Source organism: Paraburkholderia sp. J11-2, assembly GCF_905220185.1.
Taxonomy (GTDB): Bacteria; Pseudomonadota; Gammaproteobacteria; order Burkholderiales; family Burkholderiaceae; genus Paraburkholderia.
The window spans coordinates 61,784-76,353 of sequence record NZ_CAJMYY010000031.1; the positions used below are offsets into that span (position 1 = coordinate 61,784).

The 14,570-nt window shown below is 56.2% G+C and carries 13 protein-coding genes; 12 read left to right on the top strand and 1 reads right to left on the bottom strand.

Annotation, left to right across the window (positions count from 1 at the left end):
* Nucleotides 1–34 precede the first annotated feature (34 nt).
* The 7 genes from U5A57_RS33545 (at nucleotide 35) to U5A57_RS33575 (ending at nucleotide 7,782) form a co-directional block, all read left to right on the top strand.
* Nucleotides 35–976, top strand: coding sequence for a sugar phosphate isomerase/epimerase (locus U5A57_RS33545; RefSeq protein ID WP_321915965.1), 942 nt, complete (start codon nucleotides 35–37; stop codon nucleotides 974–976).
* 296 nt (nucleotides 977–1,272) lie between these two features.
* Nucleotides 1,273–2,793, top strand: a complete 1,521-nt coding sequence (locus tag U5A57_RS33550; RefSeq protein WP_321915966.1) for a sugar ABC transporter ATP-binding protein — start codon at nucleotides 1,273–1,275, stop codon at nucleotides 2,791–2,793.
* Between the two features lie 26 nt (nucleotides 2,794–2,819).
* On the top strand, nucleotides 2,820–3,812 hold the full coding sequence (locus tag U5A57_RS33555; RefSeq protein WP_321915967.1) for an ABC transporter permease: 993 nt from the start codon (nucleotides 2,820–2,822) through the stop codon (nucleotides 3,810–3,812).
* Between the two features lie 72 nt (nucleotides 3,813–3,884).
* Nucleotides 3,885–4,805 carry a sugar ABC transporter substrate-binding protein gene (locus U5A57_RS33560; RefSeq protein WP_321915968.1) on the top strand — a complete coding sequence of 307 codons (921 nt, stop codon included), beginning with the start codon at nucleotides 3,885–3,887 and terminating at the stop codon, nucleotides 4,803–4,805.
* Between the two features lie 121 nt (nucleotides 4,806–4,926).
* Entirely contained in the window at nucleotides 4,927–6,111 is a 1,185-nt protein-coding gene (locus U5A57_RS33565; protein ID WP_321915969.1) for a porin, read from the top strand.
* A 101-nt stretch (nucleotides 6,112–6,212) separates the two neighbouring features.
* Nucleotides 6,213–6,587 (top strand): Gfo/Idh/MocA family protein, encoded by a 375-nt coding sequence (locus tag U5A57_RS33570; RefSeq protein WP_321915970.1) that lies wholly within the window; start codon nucleotides 6,213–6,215, stop codon nucleotides 6,585–6,587.
* A 331-nt stretch (nucleotides 6,588–6,918) separates the two neighbouring features.
* Nucleotides 6,919–7,782 carry a MurR/RpiR family transcriptional regulator gene (locus tag U5A57_RS33575; RefSeq protein WP_321915971.1) on the top strand — a complete coding sequence of 288 codons (864 nt, stop codon included), beginning with the start codon at nucleotides 6,919–6,921 and terminating at the stop codon, nucleotides 7,780–7,782.
* Nucleotides 7,783–7,849: 67 nt separating this feature from the next.
* Here U5A57_RS33575 and U5A57_RS33580 read toward each other — a convergent pair whose 3' ends face one another.
* Entirely contained in the window at nucleotides 7,850–8,818 is a 969-nt protein-coding gene (locus tag U5A57_RS33580; protein WP_321915972.1) for a helix-turn-helix domain-containing protein, read from the bottom strand.
* 150 nt (nucleotides 8,819–8,968) lie between these two features.
* Here U5A57_RS33580 and U5A57_RS33585 point away from each other — a divergent pair, with 150 nt between their 5' ends.
* The 5 genes from U5A57_RS33585 (at nucleotide 8,969) to U5A57_RS33605 (ending at nucleotide 14,249) form a co-directional block, all read left to right on the top strand.
* The gene (locus U5A57_RS33585) at nucleotides 8,969–10,024 is read left to right on the top strand and encodes a carbon-nitrogen hydrolase family protein (protein ID WP_321915973.1); all 1,056 of its coding nucleotides are present in this window, start codon (nucleotides 8,969–8,971) and stop codon (nucleotides 10,022–10,024) included.
* Between the two features lie 53 nt (nucleotides 10,025–10,077).
* A complete protein-coding gene (locus U5A57_RS33590) occupies nucleotides 10,078–11,634 on the top strand; it encodes a hypothetical protein (RefSeq protein ID WP_321915974.1) in 1,557 nt (518 codons plus the stop codon).
* A gap of 125 nt (nucleotides 11,635–11,759) precedes the next feature.
* Nucleotides 11,760–12,887 (top strand): porin, encoded by a 1,128-nt coding sequence (locus U5A57_RS33595; RefSeq protein WP_321915975.1) that lies wholly within the window; start codon nucleotides 11,760–11,762, stop codon nucleotides 12,885–12,887.
* Between the two features lie 161 nt (nucleotides 12,888–13,048).
* A complete protein-coding gene (locus U5A57_RS33600; RefSeq protein WP_321915976.1) occupies nucleotides 13,049–13,429 on the top strand; it encodes a BON domain-containing protein in 381 nt (126 codons plus the stop codon).
* Nucleotides 13,430–13,682: 253 nt separating this feature from the next.
* Nucleotides 13,683–14,249 (top strand): DsrE family protein, encoded by a 567-nt coding sequence (locus U5A57_RS33605; protein ID WP_321915977.1) that lies wholly within the window; start codon nucleotides 13,683–13,685, stop codon nucleotides 14,247–14,249.
* Nucleotides 14,250–14,570 lie beyond the last annotated feature (321 nt).

Below are 14,570 nucleotides of genomic sequence, written 5' to 3' on the forward strand. Positions count from 1 at the left end.
TTACATTCAATAGATTTAAAGCACGGAGAAAACGATGAAGCTTTCGTTCTGCACGGACAGCCTGGGCTATCTGCCCTTTGAACAAATGCTCGACAAGCTGTGTGAGATGGAGGTGTTCGGTGTGGAAATGACGGCCGGCGGCTGGTCGTCGGCCCCACACCTGCGAGCCGACGAGTTGCTCGCCGACGCTGGCAAGCGGCGTGCGTTGCACGCGGCGCTGGAAAGCCGCGGCATGGAAATCGCAGCGCTCAATGTGTCGGGCAATCCGCTGGATCCGGGCGAACTGGGCAAGAAGCACAAGGCGGACATGGAGAAGACGATCCGTCTTGCCGGCGAACTTGGCGTAAAGAAGATCGTGGCGATGAGCGGTCTGCCGCCCGCGAGTCCGGAGGATAGCGTGCCGAACTGGATTACCTACACCACCAGTTGGCCCGCGACGCTCAAGGGGTGTCTCGACTACCAGTGGAACGATGTCGCGATTCCTTACTGGCGCAAGCTTGTCAGCCAGGCCACTGAAGCCGGCGTCGAGAAGTTCGCGCTGGAGAACTTCAGTGCGATGCTGGTCTGGAATCCCGAAACGCTTTTCCGCCTGCGAGAAGGCGTGGGCCCGATGGTTGGCCTGAATCTCGATCCCAGCCATCTGATCTGGATGGGTGCCGATCCGATCGCCGCTGCGCGCGCACTGGGCGACGCCATTCATCACGTACACGGCAAGGACGCGCGCCTCGAGCGCGGGCTAGTCGACGTGAATGGCCTGCTTGAGACGAAGCCGGTCGAGGAAGTGGGGCGCCGCGCATGGAACTACGTCGCGGTTGGCTGCGGCAAGGATCTTCAGTGGTGGAAGGAATTCTTCTCGGTGGTCCGCATGACGGGATACAACGACTGGGTCTCGCTGGAGATGGAAGACCTCACGATGTCGGTTGAAGCAGGCATCACAACTTCCATCGACGCGCTCAAACAGACGATCAGCAGGTAGCAACGCGTGAGTTCCCGAGTGCCAGCGATCGCCTACCCAAGGGACGTACTGGCACTCAGGAGGAAATCAGAATAATTCATAGATGGAGACAGCACATGTTCCGCATTCAGGAAATCACTCAAATCGCCAGGATTTCGTACTGTCCCCTCGCGTTTTCGGACTGACAAACGAGCGGCGGGCGATATCCGCCCGCAAATCCGTACCCCATCCGTACATCTTCGCGCTTGACGTCGCAACGCCACGCACGGCTGACCCGCGTAAGGGGGCGATGTCGCGCGCATGTGAGGAGCAGGACCATGGCTTTAGAGCAGGAAAACTACGTGCTGGAAATGCGGGAGGTCACGAAGGCATTTCCGGGCGTGCTCGCGCTCGACAAGGTGACACTCAAGGTACGTGCAGGCACAACGCATGTGCTGGTCGGTGAGAACGGCGCGGGAAAGTCTACGCTGATGAAGATCCTGAGCGGCGAGCACCGCGTCGATTCCGGCGAAATCTATTTCAAGGGCGCGCCGTTCGCGCCGCGCGGCCCGAAGGCCGCACTCGAGATCGGCGTGGCGATGATCCATCAGGAATTGAGTCCCGTACTCGATATGACCATCGCCGAGAACATCTTCCTTGGGCGCGAGCCCGCCGCGCCGGGGTTTGGCCCGTTCGCGCGCCCCTTCGTAGATTTCGGCCGTATGGTGCGCGAAACACGCGGGCTGCTCGATCGCCTCGGGCTCAAATACGATCCGCGGCAAAAGATGCGCGAGTTGAGCGTGGCGGGCATGCAACTCATCGAAATCAGCAAGGCGATCTCGCGCGGTGCTTCGCTCATCATCATGGACGAACCGACCTCCGCGATCAGCGACACCGAAGTAGACATGCTGTTCGCGCAGATCCGCGATTTGAAGGCGCGTGGTGTGGCGATCATCTACATCAGCCACAAGATGGATGAGATCTTCCAGATCGCCGACGACATCACGATCATTCGTGATGGCCGGTACGTGGATTCCGGTCCCGCGAGCGCCTACGACGAATCGAAGCTGATCTCGCAGATGGTCGGCCGCACCATCTCGAACATCTTCCCGAAGCTGGAAGCGCCCATCGGCGAAACGGTGCTCGAAGTGCGCAACGCAACGCGGCGCGGCGTGTTCCGCAATATCAGCTTTAGCGTGCGCAGCGGCGAAATCGTGGGCCTCGCGGGGCTCATTGGCGCAGGGCGCACCGAGGTCGCGCGGGCGATCTTCGGGCTCGATCCACTGGACGAAGGGCAGATCGTACTCAAGGGCAACGCGTTGAAGCTGAAAGGCAGCGCGAGCGCAATCAAGCATGGTATTGCGATGGTTTCCGAGGACCGCAAGGCCGAAGGACTGGTGTTGTGCCGATCGGTTCAGGAAAACATCTCTCTCGCGAATCTCGGCAAGTTCGTGAAGCGCGGTTTGATCGACGCCGCTCGCGAGCGCACCGCGGCAAGCGAGATGCGCGAAATGCTGAAAATCAAGACAGCCGACCTGCACACGACGACCGGCAATCTGAGTGGCGGCAATCAGCAGAAGATCGTCATCGCCAAATGGCTGCTAGGTGACCTGAATGTGCTCATTCTCGACGAACCGACGCGAGGCATCGATGTCGGGTCGAAGTCGGAGATTCACCGACTCATGTCGCAATTCGCCCAGCGGGGACTCGCAATCATCATGATTTCGTCGGAATTGCCCGAGATTCTGGGCATGAGCGATCGCGTGATCGTCATGCACGAGGGCGCGGTCATGGGTGAGCTGGATCGCAGCGAGGCGTCGCAGGAACGGATCATGAAATTGGCTACTGGAGGTCAATGATGTTGAACAGCATGAATGGAAAAGCCATGTCGCCGCGTGAAAGCGCGATATCGAGAATCAAGGGCGCAAGTCTCGCGGCGATCTACAGGAAGTACGGAACGGTACTGATCTTTATTGGCATCGTCGTTCTCGCGTCCTTCGTGAGCGATGCGTTTCTGACCGTATCGAATCTGACGAACGTTTTGCGGCAGGTGGTGGTCGTGAGCCTCCTGGCCAGCGGGGTCACGTTCATCATCATTCTCGGTCAGATCGACGTTTCGCTTGGCGCGGTGGTCGCGTTGACGGGCACCATCGCCGCAAGCGTGATGTCCGCAACCGGAAGCATTGCGCTCGCCGTGGCGGCAGGCATTGCGATGGGTATCGTCGTTGGCTTCGTCAATGGCTTCGTCGTCACGCAATTTGGCATTCCGTCGTTCATCACGACGCTCGCGATGACCACCGTCGCACGGGGAGGCGTCCTGCTTTACACGGGCGGGGTGCCGGTGAGCGATCTCGGGAACTTCGGTGTGATCGGCCAGGGTTCCGTGGGCCCCATCCCGATCTCGGTGCTGATTCTCATTGCCGTCCTGCTGGTCTCGTGGGTCCTGTTGAACCGCACAAAATTCGGCCGCTATGTCTACGCCACGGGTGGCAATAGCAAGGCCGCGCTCGCTTCAGGCATCAACACGCGAAAGGTCACGATGACCGCGTTCATCTACAGCGGCATTCTCACGGCCGTTGCCGGCATCGTGCTGATGTCGCGCATCAATTCGGGGCAGCCCGCAGGCGGTGTCGGTTACGAGTTCGATGCGATCACCGCGGTCGTGGTGGGCGGCACGAGCCTGATGGGTGGCACGGGAACGATCATGGGCTCGATGATTGGCTCGCTGATCATCGGCGTCATCAACAACATTCTCAATCTTCTGAACGTGAGTTCCTACTGGCAGCAGATTGCCAAGGGGTTGATCATCGCCGTCGCCGTCATTCTCGACGTGAAGACGAAGAACAGCGGCTCGAAAAGAAAGCCGCAAGCAACCTGAGAGACGGTTCAAAGTTTCGCATTCCAGCAGTCACAACGTAGTGAGAAACCGGTCAGACACCAGGAGGAGCACATGAAGGCATGGAAACGAATCGCCGCAGTCGCAGTGGGATTGATGGTCATGGCGGGCGGCGCCGCCGCGGCGGGAAAGAAGTTTGTGGTTGGCTACACCAATCTCGCCGACACCGACGTATTCACGATGACCCGAAAGACCGCGTTCGGTAACGCGGTCAAGGCTGACCCGGACCTGAGCGTCATCTATACCGATGCGAACGGTGACGTCAGTCGGCAACTCGACCAGATCGACAATTTCATTGCGCAGAAGGTCAGCGCGATCGTCATCGTCCCGGTCGACTATCAAGGCATCGTTCCGGGCGTCGAACGGGCGAACAAGGCGGGCATTCCCGTCATTGCGCTTGGCATTCAGTCAGCCGGCGGCAAATATACCTTCGTCGGCTCGAAGAATTTCGATGCTGGGCGCCTGCAGGGTGAATTCATGGACGCCAAACTGCCGAAGAATGCACAGATCCTGTACCTGCAAGGCACGCCCGGACTCTACCACTCGAAGGAGCGTCTCGCCGGGTTCACGCAAACGCTGGCAAAGCGCCCGGATGTGAAAATCCTCTCGAACCTGCCCGCGGATTACGACCGCGCCCAAGGCATGAAAGTAACCGAGGACTGGGTTGAGCGTTACCAGAAATTCGACGCGGTCATCGCTGCGAACGACCAGATGGCGCTTGGCGCACTCGAAGCGTTGAAGACCGCCGGGCGATTGAAAGGCGTCATGATCTCGGGTGTCGATGGCACGGCCGACGCGCTCCACGCCATCCACGCAGGAGACATGTCGCAGACGATTTTCCAGAATGCAAAGGGACAGGCGGTCGCCGCGTATCAGGTGATCGAAACGATCAAGGGTGGCAAGACGCCGCCGCCGGAAGTGATCGTGCCGTTCGAGTCCGTCACCCAGGACAACGTCGCCTCGTACCTGAAGTAGGCGACGTTCATTCGTTGCCGCTTCGTCTTGCGTCGCGGCAGCGTTGTGCAGGCGAATATAATTCGTAGTACGAATATAAAAGAAAGTAAACCGTCACCACGATCGATAAATGGAGGAGAGAATGAAACGTCTTGTGGCTGTCTCGTTGACGATGGGTTTGGCCGCGGCGGCGAATGCGCAAAGCAGCGTCACCCTGTATGGTATTGTCGACAACGGGCTGCAATATGAAACAGGTTTTGCGCACGGCAACCGCGTATCCGCTGAATCGGGAAACTGGGGCGAATCGCGGTTCGGCCTGAAGGGCAAGGAGGACATCGGCGCGGGTACGTCGGTGAACTTCACGCTGGAGTCTCGGCTCAATACGCAGAACGGCTCGGTTGCCAACGGGTCGCTCTTTGAAGGACAAGCAACGGTCGGTATGAGCAATGATGCGTACGGCTCGTTCCGGCTCGGTAACTTCGGTGCGAGCGCGCTGCTCCAGTATGCGGGCGTGCTCGATCCGCAGCAGACGCAAAAATACTCGTTCGGCACGCTGGTGCGCGGGCGCATGTTTCCGCAAACTGCCAACGGCATCGAGTACAAGACGCCAAGCTTTGGCGGCTTCACAGTTCAGGCGCAGTACAACCTGACGAATTCGACCACGTGGAATGCGGGGAATCCCGGGACCGCGCCGGGACAACTGGGTACCTCCACGGGGCTCGGCAGTTCGCAGGGTCGCTCGGATGGCGTGAAGCTCGAATACAACGCGCACCAGCTCGACTTGCAGGCCATTTACGACGAAATCCGCGATGGCAACGGCAAGTTCAGCAATGTCTATCTTGCGTCACGCTCCATCTTTGCTGCTGGCTCGTACATTTGGGGACCAGTGACCTTGTACGCGGGTTATCAGCATCTTAGCGCGCCGGATGCTTCCGACGCGGGCTATTTCGGCACGAGCGCGCCAACGGCCCTTCCTGCGGGTGTTGGGTTGCCCACCACAGTTGATAGCGGTTGGGTCGGCGCGCAATGGGCTGTAACTCCGGCTACCTACGTTACGGGAGCGGTTTACCACGCCAATGCCAATAAGGGAAACGGCAACGCGACGATGTACACTCTCTCCGGGCAATACCTGCTTTCGAAGCGAACTCGTCTCTATAGCGAAATTGGCTATTTGCACAACAGCTCGACTTCAAACCTCGGATTGAACGGCGGTCTGTATGGCGCGAACGTGAACAACGATCCCGTCAACGGAAATCCGACGAGTACCAATCCCAACTACGGGCACGGACAGTTCGGAGTTTTTGCCGGTGTAGCGACGCAATTCTGACTTTTACGTTGCGTGAAGCTCTGCTGCGGAACGAATAAGTTCCGCGGCGAAGAGCTGGTCTGTACCGCCGGATTGCCCAGTCGGCAGTCACGAGAGACCCTATGAGCAGCTTCAACGTAGGCGTGTTGGGTATCGGCAATATCGGCGAAGTTTGTTTCGCCAATGCGAAGAAGTATCCGATCGTGAACGTACCCTGCTGTGCAGGACGTGACCGTACACGGTCCATTGCGAAGGCGCACCGCCACAGCATTACGCGCTCTTACGCGAATGCCGATGAGCTGCTCGCCGATGCCGATATCGACATTGTGCTGAACCTTACCGTTCCGCAGGCGCGTGGGCCGTTGACCTCGGCCGCACTGCGCGCTGGAGAGCACGTCTATACTAAAAAGCCGCTGAGAATCACCTTCGACGAAGGCGGCGATATTGTAGAGGAGGCGAATGAATGCGAACAGACGCTACGTGGGATGCGCGCTTGACGCCTTTCCGGGGGGCGGCCACAGCTATCCAGAAAGGTTGTCGGCGAAAGAAGGACAAGTCTAGGCGTGACCCGATTTGCGGTCAACCGCGGTCCAGAGTGGTGTCGTCCGAATCCGGCTCTCATTTGTCAGTGTGCAGGCGGACTGTTGAGGAAATGCAAGGCCACAGCAACGACGAGTGCGGAACACCGAGCCGTGGAGAGTGCACCGCGAACTGGCGAGCGTTTCACGGAAGTGTGCCCGGCTCCGGTGTTTCCGACCGCCACGGTTGGACAGTGTGGCGTGTTGTGGAATTGCGTGCTACCGCGATGGTGTTTGTGGCGCATCCTCTATGAAAGTCATCGCAACTCCGCCGAGAACGAGAGAACAGTTCCTGAGACGCATAGCGCAAGAATTCGACGGGATAAGCGGTCGCCTAAAATTGATCGCCCAGTCCGTCGACCAACATTGCGAAGACCTGGGCCATATGGGCATACGGATGTTTGCCCAGCACTGCGGTGTCCATCCCTCCGCGGTCGTGCGCTTTGCACACCATTTTGGCTTTTCCGGCTTTTCAGATATGCGGGCGCTGTTCCGAAGCACGCACGTTCAAGACGTTTCATTAGCATCTAGTGACAACGAGCCGGACGCTTCTGGCGGCGAGCATCGGCAGTTAGCGGACGAATTTCTTGTTCGCAGTATTGCGGGTTTGGAGAATCTACGGCGGACGTTCGATCGACCCGAATTTGCGCGGGCGGTCATTATGCTCGAACGCACTGAAATCGTCTGGATTGTGGGCGCAAATCGCGCTTTCCCGGTTGCCGTACATTTGGAACATGCACTTCGGCTAGCCGGCAAGCGCGTCGGTCATCTGGGGGCTTTCGAGAGCCTGACCATTGATCAAGCGCGAGCTGTGCGGGCTGGTGATCTAATTGTAGCGATATCAGTAGGCCCATGTGCGCAGGAAATTGCAGAAATCGTGCGATACGGTCTAAAGCAGGACGCAGGGATTATTGCTATTACGGATAGTCGGTTGAGCCAAGTGGGGCGTGCGGCCACCGTATCGCTGATCGTGGGAGGTTCCGTGAATTCTGGCTTCGACTTCATAACTGCGGCCACCTCGCTCGTGCAGTGCTTGTGTGCCGCTCTCTTCTCGAGCTATGTCGAACATCCTCCTGACGCTCGCGCTTCTGGATGTGACGTGGTTGTCTATTAAAGCAGGCCGCGACAGGAGAGAGATTCGGAAAGAATCCTCGTTGCCAATTGGTCAGGAAGCTTCGCAACTATGCTTCGCGTCGACGTGCTATCTGATGTGGTCGGAGCTCCCGAGGTGTACATCCAAATCGAGCGCGGAAAGCTCGACTAAAGTGCGCTGGATCATTGAAGCCCCACGAGAATGCAATCTCGCTGATACTGCGGCCGGCCAGGCTCGGATCGCAGATATCTCGGTAGGCTGCATCCAAGCGCTGCGTCCAAATCCAATCGCCCAGCGAGCACGACTCACGGCCCCACGTACGATGCAGGGTACTGGCCGACATTTTCAATTCTGCGGCAATTGACGAAATTGTGAGGGTCGGGTCTCGAAGTCTATTGCGTACAAGGGATTTTACGCGCTCCAGATGGAATAGTCGCAGCTGTGACATTGGTGCCTGTTTGGCTGCAGGAAGTGTAGACAGGCCGGCAATCAGAATTTGCCTAACACTGTCTGCGATTGCGCTCGCGGACTCTGGGGCCAGGGTATCGATGTCACTCGCCAGCGTATGGATCAAGTTGAGCATCAAATGTCCCGCGCCACGTTGACCGTCAATAGTGCTGGCGGTCAGATTATTTGCGCTGGGAAATTCTGTTCGCAGCAACCGTCCAGGCAACATGAGTACGTATTGCCGGAAGTCTGCGTCAAAAAACAAGGTATACGGGCGGGTGCTGTCGTAAAGCGCGAAATCCCCCGGAGTGAGAACCGCTTCTCGCCCATCCTGGACTATACCGCCGCGTCCGTGGGTTTGAATGCTCACCAGAAAATAGTCTTCGCTCGACTGGGAGATCTTTGCGGGCGTGCGATGGACGCGCTGAGCACTTGCTGACACTTTTGTCAGGCAAAGGCTGGCCACTTGTGCGCTGGCGACGCTCCCTTCGATGGGCTTTCCTTCCACAACCTCGCATTCGAGTTGTACGAAGGCATCGCAGACGACATCAGACCAATACTCTAAGCGGAGGCGAGGATCGACTTGGGCGGTGGAGTGTACACGGAACATGTTCTCATTTAGCGCAAATTTGCTCAGACAAAGCAAGTCGGGTGAACGCTGCCGCCGTTGACGGTTTCAGTCAAGAGAGGTGCGACGCCCAGTCAAGCCGCAAGAATATTGCCTTCCTACCATGAAGGCTCCTGACTTGCGAGACACATCATGAGTTTAGTGCATCCAAAATTCCGCGCCGCAGCTATCCAAGCGGCGCCAGTATTTCTTGACCTAAACGCGTCCATCGACAAGGCCGTCGCGTTGATTGCCGAAGCTGCCTCCAAAGGGGCAGATCTCGTGGCGTTCGGAGAGGCCTGGTTGCCTGGCTACCCGTGGTTTATCTGGCTGGATTCTCCGGCGTGGGGAATGCAGTTCATTCAGCGTTACCACGACAATTCGCTGATCTACGATTCTCCCGAGGCGGACCGTATCGCGCAAGCAGCGAAAAAGCATTCCATCATGGTGGTGATGGGGCACAGCGAGAAGCAGGGTGGGAGTCTGTATCTTGGGCAGTGGATCATTGGCGCTGACGGTCGAACGATTGCACGTCGCCGCAAACTCAAGCCAACACACGTTGAGCGTACCGTATATGGCGAGGGTGATGGTACGGACTTGACGGTTTGGGACACGCCATTGGGTCGTGTCGGCGCTCTGTGTTGCTGGGAGCACCTCCAGCCACTGTCCAAATACGCGATGTATGCCCAAGATGAGCAAGTACATATTGCGGGGTGGCCGAGCTTCTCGCTCTATCGAGGTGCGGCTAATGCTTTGGGCCCCGAGGTGAATGTCTCTGCCTCTCGAATCTATGCGGTCGAAGGGCAGTGTTTCGTCATTGCCCCGTGTTCTGTCGTCAGTAGCGAAATGATTGACACGCTGTGCGGCGATAATCCGACCAAACGTCAATTGCTTCAACAGGGTGGTGGGTTTACTTCCATTTTCGGCCCAGACGGAACCCTACTGCATGATCCGTTGCCGGAGCGCGAGGAGGGAATCGTCTACGCGGAGATTGATCTCGGGTTAATTTCGTTGTCTAAAGCGGCAGCAGACCCTGCCGGACATTACTCACGTCCCGACGTGACGCGCCTACTGCTGAATCGGACTCCAGGTAGCCGTGTCATCTTTACACAGGGATCACAGTTTGACGCGACTGCGTTCTCATCACCGGAATCGATCGACCAGAGTAAGGCAAACGATTCGTCCGATGACATTAAAGTCCACGTCTAACAATAGCGAATAAAAGAACTATAAGTAACCGCAAGATTAATATGGAGAATCGCATGCTGCTGAAGCGGAAGTGTTTGCAAGCTATGCTCGCCGTCATGGCATTGGGGGCGGCACAATCGGTATTTGCACAAATTTCTGTCGCAAATGATGGTGGTATCGGGAATGTCCACTTTAGAGTTGAGTGTAATAGTGCTGCGCAAAATGACTTCAATGCGGCAATGGCTTACTACTATTCCTATGATTGGAGCAAAATAAATTCGGCTGTTAATCGTGTGCTTCAGGATGACCGTACATGTGGAATGGCGTACTGGGTGCGCGCTATGGCGGCACTAAACAATCCATTCGGTTGGCCTGCGAGTCTGCCAGCCAGCGCCATGAAAGATGGACCTTCTGCGCTAAACGAGGCACGAAAGACGGGGCTTAAATCCCAGCGTGAGCGCGATTATGTCGATGCACTCTCCGTATTCTTTAATAATGGAGACAAAATCGACCGGCATGTGCGTGCACTGGCCCTCGAGTCGGCCTTCGAAAAACTGGCTAGCAAATACCCGGAGGACTCCGAGGCATCAGTTCTTTACGCGATGATACTATCAGCAAATTCCGATCCTTCGGATAAGCAATACGTTCGCGAGCTAAAGGCAGCTTCGATTCTCGAATCCGTTCGGGCTAAGCAGCCACATCATCCGGGAGTGCTTCATTATCTGATCCATAGCTACGACTACCCGTCGCTCGCAGAGCGCGGATTGACAGCCGCGAGGCTCTACGCAAAGATCGCGCCTGATGCGCCGCATGCTTTGCATATGCCGTCGCATATCTTTACACGGTTGGGCCTCTGGGATGAGTCGATTGTGTCGAATCGGGCCGCATATGCGGCCGCAAGAAGTGGGACTTTACAGGCATTTCACTTTTCCGACTTTATGGCGTACGCATATCTTCAATTGGGACAGGTTGATGCTGCGCGTGAAGTGCTTGTACAAATGCGGGCAAGGCCGATTGTCGACGATCTAGGTGCGGCGTACCCTTATGCTGCCGTCCCTGCCCGTATCGCAATCTCGACTGATTCGTGGAAGGACGCAGCGAACCTCCCGCTCGATCCGGCTGCCGATGCGTATCCTTGGAAGAAATATCCAGAAGCGGAGGCGGAGAACGCCTTTGCACGTGGTATTGGTGCAGCAATGAGTGGTGATCCAGCTAAGGCCCGCGTGGAAGTGGCACGAATGATTTCGCTTCGTGACTCAGCCACCGCAATGAATTTGCCTTACTGGGCAGAGCAGATCGATATTCAAGCCGAAGTCGTACGTGGCCTTGCTATTTTCGCAGATGGAAAGCATAACGAAGGAACAATGGTGCTAGGAGATGCCGCGGCTCGCCAAGACGCAACCGACAAAAGCGCCGTAACTGCAGGAGAGATCGTTTCCGCTCGGGAAATGCTAGCTACCTTGCTGATGAATTCGGGAAAACCGGCCGATGCACTAACGGAGTTTGAGACGGTTCTGGAGCGTGAGCCGAATCTTCGTCGTGCGGTTGTTGGGGCGGCTCGGAGTGCTGAGTTAGCCGGTAATACCACGAAGGCCGAAAAGTATGCCGATATGCTGGCGAACTTAAAGTAAGCTGAAGATCGGTGGCGGTAAAAATGATTACATTCAAATAATTGGTTATCCTAATTATCGACCGCGCGCGTATCGATTTAAATGCGGAGATCGATTATTCTTATAAAGCGACTTGGAGAATTGGTATGTCAGCGTCAAAAAACCTTGCGGCTAACGTCACTTTAGCTGGGGCCATTTTGGCATGGTCGGGTATTGCGGAGGCGCAGAGCAGTGTGACGCTATCGGGAGTTATTGATACTGGCATAATGTATTCTAACAATAATGGTGGTCACGCGAGTTGGTCAACAATCAACGGTCTTCTTACGCCTACGCGGTGGATTCTGTCGGGGACAGAAGATTTGGGCGGAGGGACGCGAGCGATCTTTCGCTTGATTAATCCTTTCAGCGTACAGAATGGGCGTAACACGGGGCGCGCGTTTAACGTGGCCTATGCTGGATTGAGCAATGACCGCTATGGTACCCTGACGCTAGGTCGTCAGTATGACACAACTCTCGATTTTCTCTATATATATGCAGTTAGCAACACGTGGGCACATGTTGGTGATTCTGATAATACGAACGGATCGTTTAAGGTCAGTAACGCAGTCAAGTATTTGAGTCCGAATTGGGCTGGATTGCAATTGGGCGCTACATATGGATTCAGCAATGAAGCGGGCCAATTCAAAAATAACCGGCAAATGTCCACTGGCGCGACATATGCCTATGGGTCGTTTTCGGCTTCGTTGGGAGTTGAGCAACTCGATCATCCCGATTCCCAGCCGGCGGGCGCGGTCGGAACAGCAGGAGGTGGGACGGCTGATGACTATGGCACTCTCATGTTTGCACAGAGCGTCGTTAATCATGCGAGCGTCGCGCGGCAGAGAATTTGGCTGGCTGGTACATCGTATCGCATTGGCCATGTAACTATTGATGGTTTGTATTCGAAAGTGCAATATAAATATCTCGACGGAACGGGACTTACGCTCGATAACTACTTAGCCTATCTCCAGTGGCAAATTGCCCCTTATTTAAGCACGCAGTTGGCATACATTCATACGAATGGTACCTATTCGGGGGTTCCATCGAACATTCGCAATCCAGGTTGGGATCAAATTAATATCGGTGGCCAATATCTACTCTCGAAGAGAACGTTTATTTATGCCATTGCGGTCGGGCAGCAAGGTCGAAACGCAAATGCTCAGATTTTAAATCTCTCATCTTCAAGTACCCGCAGACAGCTTGCAGTCGTGCTGGGAGTCCAGCACCAATTCTAATTTTTTATCTTTGTTTGGACACTTCTCGACAAGGAGAACGACGATGAGAAGTAGACAAGTCGTCTGCCAGTACGAATAAGGCGTGAATCTGGTTCGGTGTGCGCTGACTTCAGTATTGGAGCGATAGTTATCCCTTTGCAATTTATTCGGAGCGAGGTTCGATGAAAAATAATCTTCGAATTGTGAGTTACGTTATCTTGTCGTTGATTTCGTCAGGTGTATACGCGCAGTCACAACCGACAGTTCCACCCGCAGGCGCGCATAGTTCGACGCTCGTTGCGCCAACATCGCGTGCCTCGCGGAAAGCTGAAAAGGCGGCAAACCGGCAGTTTTCAAAAAAGGTGCTTCAGGCGCTCAATAGAGAAAAAGGATTGACTGGCTCGGACATTTCCGTCTTCGGCAATGCTGCAACCGGGGAAGTGACCCTTGCTGGTTTCATTCGTGAACGACACCAAGATGACTTGGCAAAAATGGTTGCAGAAAAGGTGCCGGGGGTGACGTCTGTAACCAGCAAACTTGTGATGCGGGAGAATGTACATTGAATAGTGAAGCGTGACGAGATCGTAATCGGCTAATTCGTTGAGTCGCTCCTACTACACCTGCAAACATATCATCCTTTATGTAGCTAGTATTCCAGATGGTAAAGCTGAAGCATCGTGGGCGGTGCGACGACCGCCGCTCACGCACACGCAGCGTGATGGCCGTGCTCGATGAAATTGCTTGTACACGTGATTTACGTCGCAGGACTATGCTCGTCGATCCGCAGTTGTTCACACTTAACACTATGGAGACGCAATGAAAATCGTCAAGCCATTCGCCGTCGCCGCGCTGGTCTGCGCAGCCGGCGTCTCGCTTTCTGCCCGCGCGCAGCAGAGCGAACCGGACGGCTTCTGGACCACGCCCGTGATTCAGGGCTATGGTCGGATCCACTTCCTGCCCAATGCGGGGTTCAAGCCACAGGCGGACCATACGTACCAGATCGTCTTCGCGTTGACGAAGGGAGGGATGAAGCCGGCCGAGGTGAATCCCGCGCTGGATCGCGTCGCGCGCACCGTGAACTTGTACGTTGCAGCCGGCGTCCCACTTTCGCGCTTGAAGTTCGTCGCGATCGCCTACGGCCCTGCGACGCCGCTTGCGCTTGACGATGCGCATTACCGCGCGGCATACGGCGTGCCGAACCCCAACCTACCGCTGATCGCCCAACTGACGACGGCTGGTGTGACGGTCGCCGTGTGTGCGCAGGCGGTGGCTGAGCAGCACTTCGGCTACGACGCGATCACGCCAGATGTGACGCTCGCGCTGTCCGGCTTGACGACGGTGACGACGCTCGAATCCCAAGGCTACGTGCTGATGCCGCTTTGAACGTCCAATTGGGAGCGTTCATTAGGCATTCATTCGACAACACGGCAGTCGCATGCGGCGTCGGCGCGGTTCGGATTGTCCGCGTCGTGTCGACGCGGGGGATGCCGAAAGCCGGAACGAGAACCATGGGATGTTGCGTCGTGTCCAGAAGCATCGCTGATTGCTTTTGACTCGACGTAGTAGTGCGGTCAGTGACATGTCACTCAAGACCTTCCTTGGGGATGAGGGCGTCGGCGTTTCATGATGCTTCTGATCTTCGACCAGTGACGAACGAGGCCCATAGTGGCTCCTCCATTTCAGGCGCAGAGTGCACCAATGAAA

Bases quoted from the DNA above. Each gene is read 5' to 3' on its own strand.
- U5A57_RS33590 (WP_321915974.1), top strand. From the start codon at position 10,078: ATGCTGCTGAAGCGGAAGTGTTTGCAAGCTATGCTCGCCGTCATGGCA.
- U5A57_RS33550 (WP_321915966.1), top strand. From the start codon at position 1,273: ATGGCTTTAGAGCAGGAAAACTACGTGCTGGAAATGCGGGAGGTCACG.
- U5A57_RS33560 (WP_321915968.1), top strand. From the start codon at position 3,885: ATGAAGGCATGGAAACGAATCGCCGCAGTCGCAGTGGGATTGATGGTC.
- U5A57_RS33555 (WP_321915967.1), top strand. From the start codon at position 2,820: ATGTCGCCGCGTGAAAGCGCGATATCGAGAATCAAGGGCGCAAGTCTC.
- U5A57_RS33575 (WP_321915971.1), top strand. From the start codon at position 6,919: ATGAAAGTCATCGCAACTCCGCCGAGAACGAGAGAACAGTTCCTGAGA.
- U5A57_RS33580 (WP_321915972.1), bottom strand. From the start codon at position 8,818: ATGTTCCGTGTACACTCCACCGCCCAAGTCGATCCTCGCCTCCGCTTA.
- U5A57_RS33545 (WP_321915965.1), top strand. From the start codon at position 35: ATGAAGCTTTCGTTCTGCACGGACAGCCTGGGCTATCTGCCCTTTGAA.
- U5A57_RS33585 (WP_321915973.1), top strand. From the start codon at position 8,969: ATGAGTTTAGTGCATCCAAAATTCCGCGCCGCAGCTATCCAAGCGGCG.
- U5A57_RS33565 (WP_321915969.1), top strand. From the start codon at position 4,927: ATGAAACGTCTTGTGGCTGTCTCGTTGACGATGGGTTTGGCCGCGGCG.
- U5A57_RS33595 (WP_321915975.1), top strand. From the start codon at position 11,760: ATGTCAGCGTCAAAAAACCTTGCGGCTAACGTCACTTTAGCTGGGGCC.
- U5A57_RS33605 (WP_321915977.1), top strand. From the start codon at position 13,683: ATGAAAATCGTCAAGCCATTCGCCGTCGCCGCGCTGGTCTGCGCAGCC.
- U5A57_RS33570 (WP_321915970.1), top strand. From the start codon at position 6,213: ATGAGCAGCTTCAACGTAGGCGTGTTGGGTATCGGCAATATCGGCGAA.
- U5A57_RS33600 (WP_321915976.1), top strand. From the start codon at position 13,049: ATGAAAAATAATCTTCGAATTGTGAGTTACGTTATCTTGTCGTTGATT.